Annotated in this window: 13 protein-coding genes and 1 pseudogene; 5 read left to right on the top strand and 9 right to left on the bottom strand. The window is 65.2% G+C overall.

Annotated elements, in window-relative coordinates; translation table 11 throughout:
* Positions 1-11: 11 nt before the first annotated feature.
* The 6 genes from U0C82_RS18000 to U0C82_RS17975 all read right to left on the bottom strand — a co-directional run bounded on the left by U0C82_RS18000 (position 12) and on the right by U0C82_RS17975 (position 8,182).
* The gene (locus U0C82_RS18000; RefSeq protein WP_322189123.1) at positions 12-1,166 is read right to left on the bottom strand and encodes a mandelate racemase/muconate lactonizing enzyme family protein; all 1,155 of its coding nucleotides are present in this window, start codon (positions 1,164-1,166) and stop codon (positions 12-14) included.
* Between the two features lie 4 nt (positions 1,167-1,170).
* Positions 1,171-2,379 (bottom strand): D-mannonate dehydratase ManD, encoded by a 1,209-nt coding sequence (gene manD, locus U0C82_RS17995; RefSeq protein WP_322189121.1) that lies wholly within the window; start codon positions 2,377-2,379, stop codon positions 1,171-1,173.
* Positions 2,376-4,046 (bottom strand): ABC transporter ATP-binding protein, encoded by a 1,671-nt coding sequence (locus tag U0C82_RS17990; RefSeq protein WP_322189119.1) that lies wholly within the window; start codon positions 4,044-4,046, stop codon positions 2,376-2,378. The genes manD and U0C82_RS17990 overlap by 4 nt, the downstream gene beginning before the upstream one ends.
* Entirely contained in the window at positions 4,046-5,188 is a 1,143-nt protein-coding gene (locus U0C82_RS17985) for an ABC transporter permease (protein WP_322189118.1), read from the bottom strand. Before U0C82_RS17985 ends, U0C82_RS17990 begins: the two co-directional genes overlap by 1 nt.
* Complete coding sequence (locus U0C82_RS17980; RefSeq protein WP_322189116.1) at positions 5,185-6,171, bottom strand: ABC transporter permease; 987 nt, start codon at positions 6,169-6,171, stop codon at positions 5,185-5,187. Before U0C82_RS17980 ends, U0C82_RS17985 begins: the two co-directional genes overlap by 4 nt.
* An 85-nt stretch (positions 6,172-6,256) precedes the next feature.
* On the bottom strand, positions 6,257-8,182 hold the full coding sequence (locus tag U0C82_RS17975; protein ID WP_322189114.1) for an ABC transporter substrate-binding protein: 1,926 nt from the start codon (positions 8,180-8,182) through the stop codon (positions 6,257-6,259).
* A gap of 176 nt (positions 8,183-8,358) precedes the next feature.
* On the opposite strand from U0C82_RS17975, the gene U0C82_RS17970 reads away from it, so the two are divergent.
* Positions 8,359-9,078, top strand: coding sequence for a GntR family transcriptional regulator (locus U0C82_RS17970; RefSeq protein ID WP_322189112.1), 720 nt, complete (start codon positions 8,359-8,361; stop codon positions 9,076-9,078).
* Positions 9,079-9,517: 439 nt separating this feature from the next.
* Here U0C82_RS17970 and U0C82_RS17965 read toward each other — a convergent pair whose 3' ends face one another.
* Positions 9,518-10,021: a hypothetical protein gene (locus tag U0C82_RS17965; protein WP_322189110.1), complete on the bottom strand. Its 504-nt coding sequence runs from the start codon at positions 10,019-10,021 to the stop codon at positions 9,518-9,520.
* A gap of 275 nt (positions 10,022-10,296) precedes the next feature.
* On the opposite strand from U0C82_RS17965, the pseudogene U0C82_RS17960 reads away from it, so the two are divergent.
* The 4 genes and pseudogenes from U0C82_RS17960 to cobT form a co-directional block, all read left to right on the top strand.
* Positions 10,297-10,644 (top strand): annotated as a pseudogene (locus tag U0C82_RS17960) (aldehyde dehydrogenase family protein); the annotation flags it as partial.
* Positions 10,645-10,770: 126 nt separating this feature from the next.
* On the top strand, positions 10,771-11,127 hold the full coding sequence (locus U0C82_RS17955) for an aminotransferase class I/II-fold pyridoxal phosphate-dependent enzyme (protein WP_322189109.1): 357 nt from the start codon (positions 10,771-10,773) through the stop codon (positions 11,125-11,127).
* Entirely contained in the window at positions 11,124-12,401 is a 1,278-nt protein-coding gene (locus tag U0C82_RS17950) for an NAD(P)/FAD-dependent oxidoreductase (protein WP_322189107.1), read from the top strand. Before U0C82_RS17955 ends, U0C82_RS17950 begins: the two co-directional genes overlap by 4 nt.
* A 521-nt stretch (positions 12,402-12,922) precedes the next feature.
* Complete coding sequence (gene cobT / locus U0C82_RS17945; RefSeq protein ID WP_322189105.1) at positions 12,923-14,836, top strand: cobaltochelatase subunit CobT; 1,914 nt, start codon at positions 12,923-12,925, stop codon at positions 14,834-14,836.
* 285 nt (positions 14,837-15,121) lie between these two features.
* Here the strand turns inward: cobT and U0C82_RS17940 are convergent, their stop codons facing one another.
* Positions 15,122-15,817, bottom strand: a complete 696-nt coding sequence (locus tag U0C82_RS17940) for a queuosine precursor transporter (RefSeq protein ID WP_322189103.1) — start codon at positions 15,815-15,817, stop codon at positions 15,122-15,124.
* Between the two features lie 106 nt (positions 15,818-15,923).
* Positions 15,924-16,226, bottom strand: a complete 303-nt coding sequence (gene rpmB, locus U0C82_RS17935) for a 50S ribosomal protein L28 (RefSeq protein WP_322189101.1) — start codon at positions 16,224-16,226, stop codon at positions 15,924-15,926.
* Between the last annotated feature and the right edge of the window lie 749 nt (positions 16,227-16,975).

Raw genomic sequence — 16,975 nt, 5'->3', positions numbered from 1 at the left:
AACGGTTCACGCTACCAGTTCGTGATCGAGCCATCGCGGCGGGTCAGGTGCGGCGCCTCCCAAAACGCGAATGCACTCGCCCGCACCCGGTCCTCGTCCACCTCCACCCCGAGGCCAGGAAGGTCGGAGACGGGATAGACCGCGCCGTCGAGCCGCGGCTGCACCGGGAAGAACTCGGCGCTGTCGAAGCCGAGATGTGTCTCGGCAGGGCTGGAGCGGGTCTCGAGCCACGAGAAATTCGGCACCGCGGCAGCGAAGTGAACCGTGGCGGCGGTGCAAATGGGGCCAAGGGGGTTATGGGGCATCATGTCCACATAGTGGGCCTCGGACCAGCCGGCCACCTTCATCGCTTCGGTCAATCCGCCGACATTGCAGATGTCGATGCGATTGAACTGATGGATGTCGCGCTCGATATAGGGCAGGAACTGCCACTTCGAGGCGAATTCCTCGCCGATGGCGAACGGGATGTCGGTCATCCGCCGCAGCGCCTCGTAGGACGAGGGGCTCTCGTCGCGGATCGGCTCCTCGAGGAAATCGAGCGTGCCCGCGGGCATCTTCTGACAGAAGCTCGCGGCCTCGGCGACGGACAGGCGGTGGTGCCAATCGATCCCGAGCACCACGTCGCTGCCCAGTTCCTCACGGGCGCGGGCGAGCCAGTGAGCGGTCTTGCCGATATGCTCGCGCGGCTCGAATATGTCCGGATTCTCGTGCCCCGACGGCGACAGGCGGATCGCCGTCCAGCCGGCGGCGAGCAGATCCCTGGCCTGGGCGATCATCTCTTCACCCGGGGGCGCGGAGGTGGTGGCAAAGGTCGGGACGTGGTCGCGCTGCCGACCGCCGAGCAGGTCGTAGACCGGTACACCGAGCGCCTTTCCCTTGACGTCGTGCAGCGCGAGATCGATCGCCGACATCGCGGCCGTGAGGACGCGACCGCCCTCGAAATACTGGCTGCGGTACAGTTCCTGCCAGATTCGGCCGATGCGGAAGGCGTCCTGCCCGACGAGCCACCGGGAAAAATGCTCCAGCGCGCCCATCACGGCCCTCTCGCGGCCGGACAAGCCGCTTTCGCCCCAGCCGAAGACACCTTCGTCGGTATCGATCTTCACGAGAAGCTGATTGCGGGTGCCGACGCGGATGGCGAACGGGGTTATCGTCGCGATCTTCATTCGCTCACCAGTGCCAGAGCGTGCCGTCCTCGAGCCGGTTCACCGGCAGGAAGGCGCGCTGATAGGGATGTTTGGCCGCCTCGGTCTCGTCGAACTCGACGCCATGGCCAGGAGCGTCGCCGGGATGCAGGTATCCATCAGCGAAGCGCCAGGCGTGCGGGAAGACCGACAGCATTTCGTCGGTGTATCCGGAATATTCCTGGATACCGAAGTTCGGCGCCCAGAGGTCGAGATGCAGGTTGGCGCCGAGGCAGATGGGCGACATGTCCGCTGCGCCGTGACAGCCGGTGCGCACATGGTGCAGCCCGGCGAAGTCCATGATCCGGCGCAGTGCCGTGGGACCGCCGGCATGGACGCAAGTGGCGCGAATATAGTCGATCAGCTGCTCCTCGATCAGCAGCTTCGCGTCCCAGATCGTGTTGAACACCTCACCCACCGCCAGCGGCGTGGTCGTGTGCTGCCGGATCAACCGGAAGCCCTCCTGGTTCTCCGCCGGGACCATGTCCTCGAGCCAGAACAGCCGGTAGGGCTCGAGGTCGCGCCCAAGCCGCGCAGCCTCGATCGGCGTTAGCCGGTGATGGCTGTCGTGCAGCAGGTGGACTTCATCGCCGTGCGCGGCGCGCAGCGCGTCGAAGAGCTGCGGAATGCGAGGCAGATATTTCGCGGTGGACCATGTTTCCTCGGGCGGCAACGCGTTGTCGGCGGCGGTATTCGTCACGGTATTCGCACCGGTTCCGTAGACATTCGCAAGCCCCGGAATACCGACCTGGACACGCACCGCGCTATAGCCCTGGTCGAGCCGCGCCCCCATGGCGTCGACGGCTTCGGAGATTTCGCGGCCCTGCGCGTGGGTGTAGCACAGCACCTTGTCACGGGCGGCACCGCCGAGAAGCTGGTAGAGCGGCATCCCGGCGGCCTTGGCCTTGATGTCCCAGAGCGCGGTATCGATACCGGCGATGGCAGCCATCGTGACCGGACCTCGACGCCAATAGGCCCCGCGGTAAAGGTAATGCCAGATATCTTCGCTGCGAAAGGGATCTCGTCCAATCAGGCAGGGTGCCACATGCTCTCGTAGATAAGCGGCGACCGCGAGTTCGCGGCCGTTCAAGGTGGCGTCCCCGAAACCGGTCAGCCCCTCGTCGGTGCGCACCCGCACGGTGACGAAATTGCGTCCCGGGCAGGAGACGAAGACGTCGATCTCGGTGATTTTCATGCCGGGGCCTTCTCGGGGTCGTAGCGGAAGCGCTTGTGGATCCGGCGCGCCTGCGGATCAGGGTGCGGGATCGCGGAGAGAAGCGCGCGGGTATAGGGATGCTCGGGTGCGTTGATGACGCGGTCGGTGGGGCCGGCCTCGACGATCCGGCCGCGATACATCACCGCGACGCGGTCGCAGATGTAGCGGATCACCGACATGTCGTGGCTGATGAAGATGAAGGACAGGCCCAGCTCTTCCTGCAGCTGCACCAGCAGGTCGAGCATCTGGCTGCGCAGCGAAACGTCGAGCGCCGACGTCGCCTCGTCGGCCACGATGAGCCTCGGTTTGACCGCGATGGCACGGGCGATTCCAATGCGCTGACGCTGCCCGCCCGAGAGCGCATGAGGAAAGCGCTCGCGCCATTCGGGAGGCAGCCCCACTTGCCGCATCAGATCTGCGGTTCGCTCGTCGACCTGGCGGGCGCTGCCGAAGCCGGAAAGGTTCAGCGGCTCGGCGATGATCTGGGCTATGGTCTTGCGCGGATTCAGCGAGTTCACCGGGTCCTGGAAGATCATCCGCATCTCCCGGCGCACCGACTTCAGTTCGGAACGATCGGCGGTGGCGATATCGACGACGGAGCCGTCGGCACGGCGGAAATCGATGCGCCCCGCGTCGGGTTCGTGGATGCGCAGCAGGCAGCGGCCGATGGTCGTCTTGCCCGAGCCGCTCTCGCCAACGATTCCGAGTGTCTCGCCGTCATTCAGTGTCAGCGCCACGTCCTGGATGGCGGCGACGTCGCCAAAGCGCTTGGTCAGGCCGCTCACCGTCAACAGCGGCGCCGCGGCGGGTACGGCGCGGTTCTCGAGCCCCTCGGCACGGTGTTCGAGCCGGGTGACGGAGCCGATGAGCATCCGGGTGTAGGAGTCCTCTGGTGCATGGAAGATGCGCGCCACCGGGCCGCGCTCCTTCACCACGCCGCGATACATCACGAGCACATCGTCGGCGATCTCGGCGACCACGCCCATGTCGTGGGTGATGAACATGACCGCCATGTCGTGCTCGCGCTGGAGCCTGGCGATCAGGTCGAGGATCTCCGCCTGGGTGGTGACGTCGAGCGCGGTGGTCGGCTCGTCGGCGATCAAGATCCGCGGGTTACACGCCAGCGCCATCGCGATCATCGCTCGCTGCCGCATGCCGCCGGAATATTCGAACGTGTAGCGGTCGATGGCGGTGTCGGGGTTCGGAATTTCCACCTGCCGGAGCAGTTCGATCACCCGCTTGCGCCGCTCGGCGCGGGGTGTGCCGAAGTGGATCCGGAGGCTCTCGCCAATCTGGGTCCCGATGGTGTGGACCGGCGACAGCGAGCTCATGGGCTCCTGAAAGATCATCGCGATGTCCTTGCCGCGGACGTCACGGATCTCTCTTCCCCGCGGGGCCAGCGCCGCGAGATCGACGACTTTGCCGCCCCGATCGAGAAGGATGCGCCCGCCGGTGATGCGGCCCGGCTTCTCGACGATCTGCAGGATGGAGCGGGCGGTGACGGACTTGCCGGACCCGCTCTCGCCGACGACGCAGAGGGTCTTGCCCGGCTCCAGCTCGAAGGAAACGTCGTCGACCGCGACAAAGTCGCCGGTGCGGGTGGGAAAGACGGTGGTGAGGTTCTGAACCTTCAGGATCGGCGACATCAGGCTCTCCCGTAGGGGTCGGCGGCGTCGCGCAGGCCGTCGCCGAGGAAGTTCAGCGACAGCACCGCGAGGACGATGGCGCCGGCGGGGGTGAACAGCAGCCAGGGAGCCTGGCTGACCGCGCGGATGTTCTGGGCCTCCTGCAGCAGCACGCCCCAGGAGACGATCGGCGGCTGCAGACCGATGCCGAGGAAGCTGAGCGCGGTCTCGCTGAGGATCATGACCGGGATCGAAAGGGTCAGAACAGCAATGATGTGCGACAGGAAGGACGGCACGAGGTGGTGCAGGATGATGCCCATGTCGCTCATCCCGTCGAGCCGAGCGGCGATGACGAAATCCTCGTTCCTGAGCGACAGGAACTTGCCCCGCACCTCGCGGGCGAGCCCGGTCCAGCCGATCAGCGACACGATGATCGTGATCATGAAGTAGACCCACAGCGGCGGCCAGGAGAGCGGGATCGCCGCGGCGAGACCCATCCAGAGCGGGATCGTCGGGACCGAGCGCAGGAACTCGATGACGCGCTGGATCACGGTATCGATCTTGCCGCCGAAGTAGCCCGAGATCCCCCCGATCAGGACGCCGAGCACCAGGCTGAGCGCGACACCGACAAGGCCGATGGACAGCGACACCCGCGCTCCGACAACGGTGCGGCTGAATATGTCGCGCCCGAGCCGGTCGGCGCCGAGCAGGTACATCGGCGACCGGGGCCCGACCTCGACCGGGCCGATCAGCTTGCGCGACATGGGAATGAAACCCATGAGCTCGTAGGGCTCGGTCTCGACGAAGAATGCCACCGGCACCGGGTTCTCGGGATTGCGCACGAATTCGCGGCGCATGGTGTCCCGGTTGAGCGTCATGTCGAGCCCGTCGACATGGAGCATGAACGCCCCGTCGTGAAAGAACTGCAGCGGCTGGGGCGGTGCGTAGGTGTAGGTCGCGGCGGTCTCGTTCGGGTCGAACGGCGCGACGAACTCCGCCAAGGCGGCAACGAGATAGAGGAACAGCACCACGAACAAGCTGGCCACGGCGAGATGGTGCTTGCGGAACTTCAGCCAAAACAGGCGCCATTGGCCGGCGACGGCGAGATCGACCTCGGGGCCGGGCATCTCGGCCTCGAGGTTCGGGTCGGTATGCAGCGTCATTCGAGACGGATCCTCGGATCGGCAATGGCAAGAAGGATGTCGCTCAGGATCGTGCCGATGATGGTCAGTACGGAAATCAGCATGATGAGCGTTCCGGCGAGATACATGTCCTGGCTGAGCAGCGAGCGCAGCAGGAGCGGCCCTGTGGTGGGCAGCGACATCACCACCGACACCAGAATTTCGCCCGAGATCACCGTCGGCAGGATCCATCCAAGCGTCGAGATCAGCGGGTTCAGCGCGAGCCGTACCGGATAGCGCATCAGCAGCTCGAACTCCGACAGCCCCTTGGCGCGGGCGGTTGTGACGTAAGGCTTGGACAGTTCGTCAAGGAGGTTCGCGCGCATGATGCGCACCATCGAGGCCAGCGCGCCGGTTCCGATCACCACGATGGGCAGCCACGCATGGTTGGCGAAGTCGAGGAACTTGCCCCAGCTCCAGGGCGCGTCGATGTAGTGCGGCGAGAACAGCCCCCCGACGCTCTGGTCGAAGAAGGCGGCGAGAACATACATCGCGGCGAGCGCGAGCACGAAGTTCGGCAGCGCCAGGAAGAAGAAGGCGAAGAAGGTCGCCAGGTAGTCGACGATGGAGTACTGGCGCACCGCCGAAATGATCCCGATCGGGACGGCCAGCGCCCAGACGAAGATCAGCGTCAGGAAGGCGAGCAGGAACGAGTAGCCTAGGCGGCCCCAGATCAGCTCCGTCACCGGACGATTGAACTCGAAGGAAATGCCGAAGTCGCCCCGGGTGACGATACCCGAAACCCACTTGAAATATTGCACATAGATCGGCTGATCGAGCCCGTAGCGGTCGCGCATCGCCGCCATGGTGCCCTCCTCGACGGCGCCGCCCTGGGAGGCCCAGTCGGCCATCAGCGTCGACAGATAGTCGCCGGGCGGCAGCTGAATGATGATGAAGGCGAGGATCGACACCGCTATCAGCGTCGGAATCGCGTAAAGCAGCCGTCTGGCCATGAAGCGAAGCATCGCGTGCCCCTCTTGCCTGGAATGGAAGAATAGACGCCCGGCGGCGGGGGGAAACGAATCCGGCCCCCGGGGATCCGTCAGCGGCTCAGCGGTCAAACCACCACTGGGTGAGCGTTGGAGCGGGGTGCCAGAGATTGCCCGTGATCGGGATGCCCTCCACCACGTTGCGCAGATTCTTCGAGACCATCATGTATTTCGGCATGGGCCGCGAAATCCCGATGGTCAGGAACTCGTCCGCCGAGAGTTCGAGGAACTCCTGCATTTCGGCGAGACGGCTTTCGTCGGTGGCGGCTGCATTGACGTCGTCGTAGGCCGCCATGAGCGCCTGAACCGACTTTGGCGGCTCTTCGCCGGTGGAATGATCGGTGTACCAGTCCGCCCATTCGGAGGCGAAGAAGATGTCCGCCTTGAGGAAGGGCATGTAGCAGCGCGGATCGGTATAGGCTTCGGACAGACCGCCGACGCAGTTCCAGATGTAGGCTTCATGCTCGTTGGCGTACCACATCGTGTTGAGCCGGGCCCGGTCGGTCGTCCGGATCTGAATGTCGATCCCGACGTCGCGGGCATATTGCTGCACGATCTGCATCACGTCCGGATAGGACATGCCGAAGACGTCGGCGACCATGAAGTTGATCACCATCGGCTCACCATTCGGCATCAGCCGGATCCCCGCGGCGTTCTTCTCGGGCATGATCTCGTCGAGCATCCGGTTGGCCAGATCGGGATCGAACTTTGTGAACTGGCTCGCGAGCCGCTGGTTGAAGAGCTCGTGGCCCGGCTGGATCGCCACCTGCGCCGGAGCGCCCTGGCCGACATAGATCAGGTCGATAATCTCTTGCCGGTTGATGGCGTGGCTGAAGGCGATGCGGAAGTCCTTGTTCTGGAGGATGTCGCGCTTCTGGTCGTCTTCGACATTGAGGTTGAGCAGCACGACGGCGTCGTTCGCCGGCAGGTCCAGCACGTCGACGAAGCGGTAGTTGCCGCTCTCCTGCCCGTCGTAGAGAACAGAGCGGAAGGTCGCGCTGTTGATGTGCCGGAAGGCGAAGTCCAACTCGCCCGAGGTCATGCGAAGGGCCATGAGTTGCGGGTCGTCGATCTTGGCCCAGGTGATCTCGTCGATGTAGGGGAGCTGGTTCCCTTCCGGATCGACCTTCCAGTACCATGGGTTGCGCTTCGCGACGACACGCTCCTCGTCGGCGTAGGGCGTGGTGAGCACCCATGGGTTCATCGTCGGCAGCTCGAGGTTCTGCCAGTAGGACGGCTGGAAGGTGAGCGAGACCTTGGAGTTGAACAGCGCCACCCAGTCGGCCGCCGTCGGGTCGGCGTCGATGAGCTCCTGCAGGTTGCCGCTGTCATAGTCCGCGTGGAACTGGCTGAGATAATGCTTGGGATAGATCACCGGATGGTGGCCTTGGCCGTAGGCGAGCTGCTGCAGGAACAGACCGTAGGGCGAGTTGAACTTGAACTCGACGGTGCGCTCGCCGGTCCGGGTCACGACCACGGGCTCGCCGTCGACGACGAAGGTCGGGCTCTTCGACGGGGTGAGCTGCTCGTTCATGAAGACGTCTTCGTACCAGAACATGATGTCTTCGACGGTGAACGGCTCTCCGTCCGACCAGTGCAGCCCCTCGCGCAGCGTGAAGGTGTAAGTGGTCGCGTCGTCGGAGACCGTGAAACTCTCCGCAAGACTCGGCACCACGTCCGACCATGTCGGATCCCAGCGCACCAGGAGCTCGTTGGCGATGGTGCGGGTCAGGTTGTAGTGGTCGCCATTGGCAAGGATCGTGGTGCGCAGCGTGCCGCCGTACTCGCCCACGCTGTCAACCATCTCCTCGACATAGGGCTCAGCCGGCAGGCGCTCTTCCACGGGCGGCAGCGTGCCGCTCTCGACGAGCGCGTCGAGGCTCGGCGCCTGGTCGTAGTCCTGCGCGATCGCGGCCGTGGTGGTCAGCAGCAGCGCGGTCAGCGCCAGCCGCCCTGCCCGGACCGGGCGTGCGTCGTCGAGTCTCATGATTGGGTCTCCTCCCCCTATGCGCGCGCCCTCCCGCGGCGCCGAATGCGGTTCGGGCACATACCAAACCATTTCATACACGAATTTTGATAAATCGTGCACGATATGTCAATGATTGAATTTCTTTTTCCGCGCGGATAAGGATGGCCAACACCAGCAGCATGATCAGCGGACCGATGACCGATACACCCATAGCCTTGGAGCCCCGAACGGGGGCCGAGTTGGCCGTCCACGAGCTCATCCGTGAGGATATCATTACCGGGCATCTGCGCCCGAACGAGCGGCTCAAGGTCTCTGACCTGGCCCGGCGCCACGGCGTCTCGACGAGCCCCGTGCGCGAGGCGCTGCAGATGCTGCGCGGCGAGGGCTTCGTCGTGATGAACATGAACCGCGGCGCTCGGGTCCGACCGATCGACGAGGCGTTCATCCGCAACATCTACGAGGTCGAGACCGTCATCGAACCGTACCTGCTGCGCAATTTCATGCAGCTGGTGACCGAGGAGCAGATCGTCGAGCTCGAGCGCATCCAGAGCGAAATCGAGCGCAACGATTTCGCGGACTCGAAGCGGCACAGGGACCTCGACTTCGAGTTCCACCTCGTCACCTACGGGCGGCACTACAACACGCACGCGCTCGAACTCTGGCAGAAGCACCGCGACATCCTCGGCGCCATCGGCGACCGCTATCCCATCGCCCTCGGCCGCCGAAAGACCGTGCTGCGCGAGCACCGCGAACTGCTCGCCGCGATCCGCGACCAGGATATCGATACCGCCTGCACGGTCATCGCCAGGCATGCCGAGGGTTCCGGAAAGCATACGATCGAGCAGATGCGCACCCACAGCGATGCGCAGGCGGGCAGCCCGCCGCGGATACGGGCCGCGACGACGAGAGCTTGATCTGCAGCGGCGGCGTCAGACCTTTCCGGACAAGCCATGAGCTGGCGCGGCGCGACTTCCCGGCGGGCTCTTCAGGGTGACGGCGACGCATACCGCCAAAATTCCCCCGGCTCGTCATGTCCGAAATCCGCGGCAAGACCTCCGCCATCGGCGCCGCCAGCCTGCCGCTCAAGGACGTCTTTTTCTGAAATGGCGTGCGTCCCGGAAGAGAAGGAACTTCGACGCCCCGACGTGAAACTTGCTTTCGCGACCGGGCCTCACGCTCTCGTCTTCCGTTCGCAGATCGGATGATCCGGAAACCCCGTCGCTTGCACGACATTGGCCGGATCGAAGAGACCCCGGATCGATGAGGCCTGTGTGACGGTGCGCGGCCAGCCGGGGCTTTCGCGTCTCGGGGGCGAAGTTGCGACACGCCCGTCACGAGGGGCGCGGAAATCCGCTAAAGCTTCGCTTGAGCATTCCGCTCGATGAGCTTTCCTAGATCGACCATGAGAAAAGCCATCGCCTCGTCGAGTGAGATGCCGGGGCGATCAGCTTTGATCTTTTCCAGCATCCGATACGTGCGTTCAGGATCCGCAAGAGCCTGTTCCTTCAACCGTTCCCCGGCGGCCTTATCATTGGCAATGGCCTCCCGGTAATCGATCTGATACCCCATCGCCGCCATCAGGTTGGACATCACGCTCTCGACTTGGGCGTGATCGCGATCGATGTAACTCACAACCTCGCCCATGGCCGCGTCCACCTTCTCAGCCATATCCACGACGGCATTGAAGATGGCTGAACTGGCACCGGATCCGGGACCCGCATGCGATCTCTCCGGTGCGAGAGCGATGTCCGCGATGGACGGAACAGACGCGGAGTTCGGTCCGACCGTCGAAGCATTGCTGTCGACGGTTGGCCGAAGCAACCTGGATGCAGTTTCGAGACCGTGAATTGCGACCATTGCCCGATGTCTTTCAAAAGAATATCGTTGTCGTTGGAAGAGTTTCCCGCAAATGAGCGGTGTCGACGTCCTCAGTCAGAACGATCTCGCCCGCGCAGATCGTCGGGCTCGAAAAGATCAACGTCGCCACCATTCGTGGCCATGGCGATCGATGCCATCGTGAATTCCCCAGGAGTCGCGTTCCGCACGCCTAAGTAGCGCTCGACCACACAAAAGGTCTCGGTCAAATATGCGCGAGACAAGTAAACGATTCATGAACGCGTGCCGTGTGCTGCGAGACCTTCGCGCCGATCCTTTATGTCATGAAATATTCGGACTTCGACGACGCGATCGAGCAGCATAATGATGTGGGCGGCGGTCTCTCCTCCTCGATCTTCACGACCGATCTGCGCGAGATGGAGACCTTCCTGTCGGCGCGCGGCTCCGATTGCGGCATCGCCAACGTCAATATCGGCACGTCCGGCGCCGAGATCGGCGGCGCCTTCGGCGGTGAGAAGGAGACCGGCGGCGGACGCGAGAGCGGATCGGACGCCTGGCGCGCCTATATGCGCCGCTCCACCAACACCATCAACTATTCGCGCGAACTCCCCCTCGCCCAGGGCGTCAGCTTCGACATCGGCTGAAGCGGGAATGATCGAGGCGTGGACATTCATCCGGCGCCTCACCAAGGCTATCTTGATCGGGCGGCCGATGGTCGCCCGATCATTTCGATGACCTGGCATTGATTACCGCTCGAGGAGGACGACAAGATGACGGTACGTCGAACGTTCAAACGATCGCAGCGCATCGCCTCCCTGGAGATTTCCGAGATCGTCCAGATCACGGAGCGGGCCGCTTCGCTCCGGGCGGAGGGCAACGACAACGTAACCGGCGCGATGGAGGCTGGGGGCTACGGGACCTGCGCGGATTTCTGTACGGCACTGCTCGAGAGGCAAGGCCTCGCGCTGGTGCCCGGAAGGGCCTTCGGGCTTCCGGGCCTTTTGCGGCTGTCCTTCGCCTATTCGCAGGCCAATCTGGAAGCGGGGCTCGACCGGCTGGAACGGTTCCTGTCGCCTCTGCCCGCGCCGGCAGGCGAAGAGAGCCCGGCCACGGAGTCCGTTTCATGAGCACCACGAGGAACCTTTGGGACAAGTCCTGCCGCGAGCATGTGGAGAGCCGACCGCTCACCGCCGATGCCCAAGCCGATCTCGTGGTGATCGGCGCCGGGTTTACCGGAAATTCCGCCGCGCTCGCAGCCTCGCGGCGTGGAGCCTCCGTCGTGCTTCTGGAAGCCGAGCGGGTCGCCCATGGCGGATCGGGCCGCAATGTGGGCCTCGTCAATGCGGGCCTCTGGCTGCCGCCGGAGGATGTCATCTCGGCCATGGGCGAGGCGGCGGGAAGCCGTCTTCTGTCGGCCCTTGGTGAGGGGCCGCGCACCGTCTTCGAGCGGATCGAGACCCACGGCATCGATTGCGAGGCGACGCGCAAGGGCACGCTCCATCTCGCCCATTCCGCCGCCGGCTATGCGGAACTCAAAAAGCGCTGCCGGCAGGGCAACCGGATCGGCGCGCCGCTTCGATTGCTCGATGCCGGGGAAACCGCCGCGCGGACCGGCAGCCAGGCCTTTCACGGATCTCTCCTCGATCCGCGCGCCGGCACCATCCAGCCGCGCGCCTATTGCACGGGACTTGCCCGCGCGGCCGTCGAGGCCGGGGCTCGGCTTCACATCTCTTCGCCGGCAACACGGGTCGAGCGCGGTGACGGCGTCTGGATCGTGCATGCGAATGGTCACAGGGTAAGGGCGAAGGCGCTCCTTCTGGCAACGAACGCCTATCACCGCGATCTCGCGGGGATCAAGGCGCCGCATTACGTGAAGGTGGCCTACAGCCAGTTCGCGACGGCGCCACTCAGCCCCGGGATGCGTGAGCGCGTGCTGTCCGGCGGCGAGGGGTGCTGGGATACGGCGATGGTGATGTCCTCGTTCCGGCTCGACCGGGAAGGCCGGATGATCATCGGCGGCGTCGGCAACGCGGCGGGGCCCGGAGCCCCGATCCACGCCAACTGGGCGCGCCGGAAATTGCGCAGCCTCTTTCCCGAACTCGTCGATCTCTCCATCGAATTTTCCTGGCAGGGCTTCATCGCGATGACCAGCGACCACATTCCGAAACTCGTCGAGTTCGGCCCCTCGGCCTATGCCGCCTTCGGCTATTCGGGACGTGGCATCGCGCCTGGCACCGTCATCGGCGCCGCCGCCGCCGAGGCGCTGCTCGAGGACAGACCCGAGGCTGTTCCGCTTCCGGTCCAGAGCAGTCATTCGGAGCGGTTCCGAAGCGTTCGCGGCGCCTGGTACGAGCTGGGAGCGACCGTGAACCACGCTCTTCCGACGCGCCTTCGCAACTGACGCTCGCCCTTTCGACGCGTTCTTGATCGGACAATTGCAAGACGGTCGCCGGCGATCCGTGCGAGGCGAAACCGGAGACATGCCATGATTGATGACATTCCCGGCGATATGGGCCGTACCGCTGCCGGTGGCTGTCTGCGAGCCACGCTCTCGCCAAGCCAGCAGGTGTCACCGGGACCGATCGGGCGGCGGCACGGCAAAAAGACGTCGATTGCGGTCAGGACGGGATCAAATGAGCCGATAAAACGGAGATCATCGGTTTCCGGAGATGTCCTTCCTGAACCGGACCACCGACCGAGCTCGCTGCGAGCGGGCTGTTTACGTTCAAGGCCCCGGTCCTTCGCACACCGGCCTCCTCCCGTATCGGACGCCCGGCGCGGGCCGACCGGGTCGCGGACCCGGCCGGCGCCTGGCCTTGCGCGGGTCAGCGACGGAAAACGGTTGCGTGATCGCGCGCTTTTCGGTCACGGGGACCTTGATCCGACTTGCCCCTGACGCACCGAACCCCTTATCTCGATAGCATGAGCAAGATCGGCGACAACAAACGACCCGCACCCTCCCATTCGGCAAACCGCGAGCCCTTCCGGCGCTCCCTCGCCAACACGCTTCGCGCGATCGCGGGCGATGCCGAGCTGGAGGTCACCTTTTCGGCCGATCGGCCCGGCATGGCGGGAAACTCCGCGCGTCTGCCGGAACTGCCGAAGCGCGCGACCGCCAACGATGTCGCCGTCACCCGCGGCGTTGCCGATGCCATGGCGCTGCGAAAGGCGCGCCATGATCCCAAGCTGCATGCCAGACTCTCGCCGGACGGCACCAGCGCGCGGGCGGTGTACGATTCGGTGGAGCAGGCCCGCTGCGAGGCGATCGGCGCGAACGCCATGTCGGGCGTCGGCGACAATCTCGCCTCCATGCTGGAAGACAAGTACGCCCGCTCCAACCTGTCCGAGGTGACGGACCGCAACGAGGCGCCGATGGAAGACGCCGTCGCGCTGATGGTCCGCGAGGCCATGACCGGGAGGCCGGTGCCGCCGAGCGCCAGGGCGCTCGTCGAGGTGTGGCGCGGTCTCGTGGAGGAAAAGGTCGGCGCGCGCTTTTCCAATCTCCTGAAAGTCGCCGAGAACCAGGAGGCCTTCGCCCGCGCCATGCGCGACGTCCTCGTCTCGCTGGAAATGGCCGAGGAGCTCGCCGAGCCCGAAAAATCGGACGAGGACGAGGAGGACAGCGACGAGGAACAGGGCGACAACCAGGTTCGCGACCAGGAGGAAGGCGGCGCCGAAAAGGAAGACGGCACCGAGAACACCCAGAGCGAAGAAGCCGAGAACGAGGGCGAGAACGACGAGACGGCGGAAGCGGAGGATTCGGACGTCACCGGCGACGATATGGTCGACGAGGGCGAGGAAACCTCCGAGACGCCCGGCGATGCGCGCCGTCCCGAGCCCAAGGATCTCGATCCGCTCCTGAAGATCGAATACGACGTCTACACCCGCGCCAACGATGAGGAGATCGGCGCCGAGGAATTGTGCGACGAAGGGGAACTGGAGCGCCTGCGCGGGTTCCTCGACAAGCAGCTCACCTCGCTTCAGGGCGTGGTCGGACGCCTCGCCAACCGTCTGCAACGCCGCCTGATGGCCCAGCAGAACCGGTCGTGGGATTTCGATCTGGAGGAAGGCTATCTCGACACCGCGCGCCTGACGCGCGTCGTGATCGACCCGTCCCAGTCCCTGTCCTACAAGATGGAGCGGGACACCGAGTTCCGCGACACGATCGTCTCGCTGCTGATCGACAATTCCGGCTCCATGCGCGGGCGGCCGATCACGGTCGCTGCGACCTGCGCCGACATTCTGGCGCGGACGCTCGAGCGCTGCGGCGTCAAGGTCGAGGTGCTCGGTTTCACCACGCGGGCCTGGAAGGGCGGACAGTCGCGCGAAGCATGGCTGAAGGCCGGCAAACCGCCGCGCCCGGGCCGGCTCAACGATCTGCGTCACATCATCTACAAGAGCGCGGACGCGCCCTGGCGGCGCGCCAGGCGCAATCTCGGGCTGATGATGCGCGAAGGCCTCCTGAAGGAGAACATCGACGGCGAAGCGCTGATCTGGGCCCATTCGCGCCTGACCAGACGCCCCGAGCAGCGCCGCATTCTGATGGTGATCTCGGATGGCGCGCCGGTCGACGATTCGACGCTCTCGGTCAATTCCGGCAATTTCCTCGAACGGCACCTGCGCGCGGTGATCGACGAGATCGAGACCCGCTCCCCGGTGGAGCTCCTGGCGATCGGCATCGGTCACGACGTGACGCGCTACTATCGCCGTGCGGTCACCATCGTCGATGCCGAGGAACTGGCGGGCGCCATGACCGAACAGCTCGCCGCCCTCTTCGAGGACGAGGGGCCGGCGCGGCAGTCGACCTATCGCCGGCAGGCCGGCGGGCTGCGCTGAACGGCAGGGAAAGGGCGCGACAGGGATGATCTCGACGACGCTTCGATCGACCGGTCCCGCCATGTTGCCGCGTGTCGTCTGCGCCGGGCTGCAGGCGTCGGCCGCGGCCTTGGCGGTCCGCATGGCGGTGAACTCGGCGAGCAAGGTCTGATTCGGCGGCTCGGCCTTGCGGTCGCGGATCTCGTCGGCGAAGTTCGGGCGTCCGCCCTCTTCCGCAGCGTTCCTACGCCGGTTGGGCCCGCTCGCCTGTGCCAGGCGATCGCCGACGGCGTGGATCCCGCCCGATCACGCGCCGGCTCGCACGCTCGCATTCTGCGCCGGCAGCACCCGGCCGATGATGATCCGGTACGGCACGAGGGCGAACACGGCGATCGAAAGCTTCAAAGCGAGATCGCCGAGCGCCCAGGACACCCAGCGCGGGGCGTCGGCCGCGGCGAGGCCGAAGAACGGCGCGGCCTCGAGGGCGAAATCGTCGTTCGGGCCCAGAAACAGGAAGACCGGCGCGAAGGCGATGCCGAAGAACACGGCCGTGTCGACCAGGGACCCGGAGATGGACGAGGCTGCGGGCGCCCGCCACCACCGATCCTGACGCAGGCGGTTGAAGACGAAGATATCGAGAAGCTGGGCGATCAGGAAGGCCGATCCGGACGCGAGCGCGATCCGCGAGATCCGCGCTGCGCCGGCCTCATAAGGCACCAGGCCGAGGTCGAACAGGATCGGCGGCAGGGCGAGCGAACAGATGACGGCGGCGGCAAAGCCCACGAAGACCACCTTGCGCGCGGTCGCCGGCCCGTAGATCCGGTTCGTCAGGTCCGTCACCAGGAATGCGAACGGATAGACGAAGGCGCCGTAGGTGAGGATATCGGCCAGGTCGAGCGACCCGAGGGTCAGGAAGATCGGATATTGCACGGCGATGTTCGCGCCGAGCACGATGAGGCTCATCGCGAGGATCGCGAGCCAATGGGTCTTGATGAAGGTCATTTTTTTAAACCTGGGTGATGGAACCAGAAGACAGGACATATGAGAACGCCGCAGGGGCCGTGAGCCGCTGCGGCGTTGGACAAGGCGATCGAACGTTGCGGATGCCTTACGCGGCGGCCTGCGTCGTCTCGGCGAGCTTCTTGGCGATCTGACGCTTGAGAAGACGGGCGCGCTGTGACAACTCGTTCTCGCTCGCCTTCAGCAGGAAGGCGTCGAGGCCGCCGCGATGCTCGACCGTGCGCAGCGCATGGGCCGACACCTTGAGGCGGTAGCGCTGGCCGAGAGCATCGGAAATCAGCGTTACGCTGCACAGGTTCGGCAGGAACTTGCGACGGGTCTTGTTGTTCGCATGGGACACATTGTTCCCGGACATGACGCCCTTGCCGGAGAGTTCGCATACGCGCGACATGTGGTTCACCTTCTCTATAAGTCTGAAACGCCCATCGAACCCGCGCCGCCGAAACCGGCGCGATTCATGCTGACAGGCATGATCGGAAAATTGGGCTTGGCTATAGTCCGAGACGCGCGATGCGTCAAGCCAAGCGTTAGGGCGACATAGCATGATCGGCTCGTCGTGCCAAACGATTACGGCGCTCGGCGCCCAGGGCGATTACGGCGCTCGGCGCCCAGGGCGATTACGGCGCTCGGCGCCCAGGGCGATTACGGCGCTCGGCGCCCAGGGCGCGGCGGCGAGCCCAGGCCGTTCGCCCGGGTTGGCCGAAGAGCGGCGGCCCGGCGCACGCGGCCGCCATGCGCTCGACGACCCTTGGCGGGTGGCTTGCGGCGGCTTCGGGTCTCGGCCCTCCGTCTGCGACGCGCGACACCGTCTTCGGGCGCCTGTGACGGGGCCGCGCGCGTTGCGCAGCGGATCCGGGTCCTGCCCGGCCCTGGCCGGTCATTGGCGCTGGCTCTGGCGGGTCGAGGGCGGTTGCGGCGCACGATCCTTGCACGATGCTAAGACCGGCAACGCTTGATTTGGATCTCGGAGACGCGTCCGGCTTACCCCGCGCGCGTTCCCGGCGCCTGTCCCCTTTCCCCCTTCCCCGGTCTTGTAATGGGGTGTGCTGTTGGCTTGTTGTCCGTCTGGATGGGCAGCGGCGGTTTTTGTGGGCGGGGCTTGTTTTGGTGAGCGAGGCGGGGCGCCTTGGTGTCCTGGGA

It is taken from the genome of Fulvimarina uroteuthidis (genome assembly GCF_034321785.1).
Classification (GTDB): Bacteria; Pseudomonadota; Alphaproteobacteria; order Rhizobiales; family Rhizobiaceae; genus Fulvimarina; species Fulvimarina uroteuthidis.
This window is presented reverse-complemented; position numbering and strand designations above follow the sequence as displayed.

Excerpts from the sequence above, each read along its gene's own strand:
- U0C82_RS18000 (WP_322189123.1), bottom strand. The coding sequence starts at position 1,166 with ATGAAGATCGCGACGATAACCCCGTTCGCCATCCGCGTCGGCACCCGC.
- manD (WP_322189121.1), bottom strand. The coding sequence starts at position 2,379 with ATGAAAATCACCGAGATCGACGTCTTCGTCTCCTGCCCGGGACGCAAT.
- U0C82_RS17990 (WP_322189119.1), bottom strand. The coding sequence starts at position 4,046 with ATGTCGCCGATCCTGAAGGTTCAGAACCTCACCACCGTCTTTCCCACC.
- U0C82_RS17985 (WP_322189118.1), bottom strand. The coding sequence starts at position 5,188 with ATGACGCTGCATACCGACCCGAACCTCGAGGCCGAGATGCCCGGCCCC.
- U0C82_RS17980 (WP_322189116.1), bottom strand. The coding sequence starts at position 6,171 with ATGCTTCGCTTCATGGCCAGACGGCTGCTTTACGCGATTCCGACGCTG.
- U0C82_RS17975 (WP_322189114.1), bottom strand. The coding sequence starts at position 8,182 with ATGAGACTCGACGACGCACGCCCGGTCCGGGCAGGGCGGCTGGCGCTG.
- U0C82_RS17970 (WP_322189112.1), top strand. The coding sequence starts at position 8,359 with ATGACCGATACACCCATAGCCTTGGAGCCCCGAACGGGGGCCGAGTTG.
- U0C82_RS17965 (WP_322189110.1), bottom strand. The coding sequence starts at position 10,021 with ATGGTCGCAATTCACGGTCTCGAAACTGCATCCAGGTTGCTTCGGCCA.
- U0C82_RS17955 (WP_322189109.1), top strand. The coding sequence starts at position 10,771 with ATGACGGTACGTCGAACGTTCAAACGATCGCAGCGCATCGCCTCCCTG.
- U0C82_RS17950 (WP_322189107.1), top strand. The coding sequence starts at position 11,124 with ATGAGCACCACGAGGAACCTTTGGGACAAGTCCTGCCGCGAGCATGTG.
- cobT (WP_322189105.1), top strand. The coding sequence starts at position 12,923 with ATGAGCAAGATCGGCGACAACAAACGACCCGCACCCTCCCATTCGGCA.
- U0C82_RS17940 (WP_322189103.1), bottom strand. The coding sequence starts at position 15,817 with ATGACCTTCATCAAGACCCATTGGCTCGCGATCCTCGCGATGAGCCTC.
- rpmB (WP_322189101.1), bottom strand. The coding sequence starts at position 16,226 with ATGTCGCGCGTATGCGAACTCTCCGGCAAGGGCGTCATGTCCGGGAAC.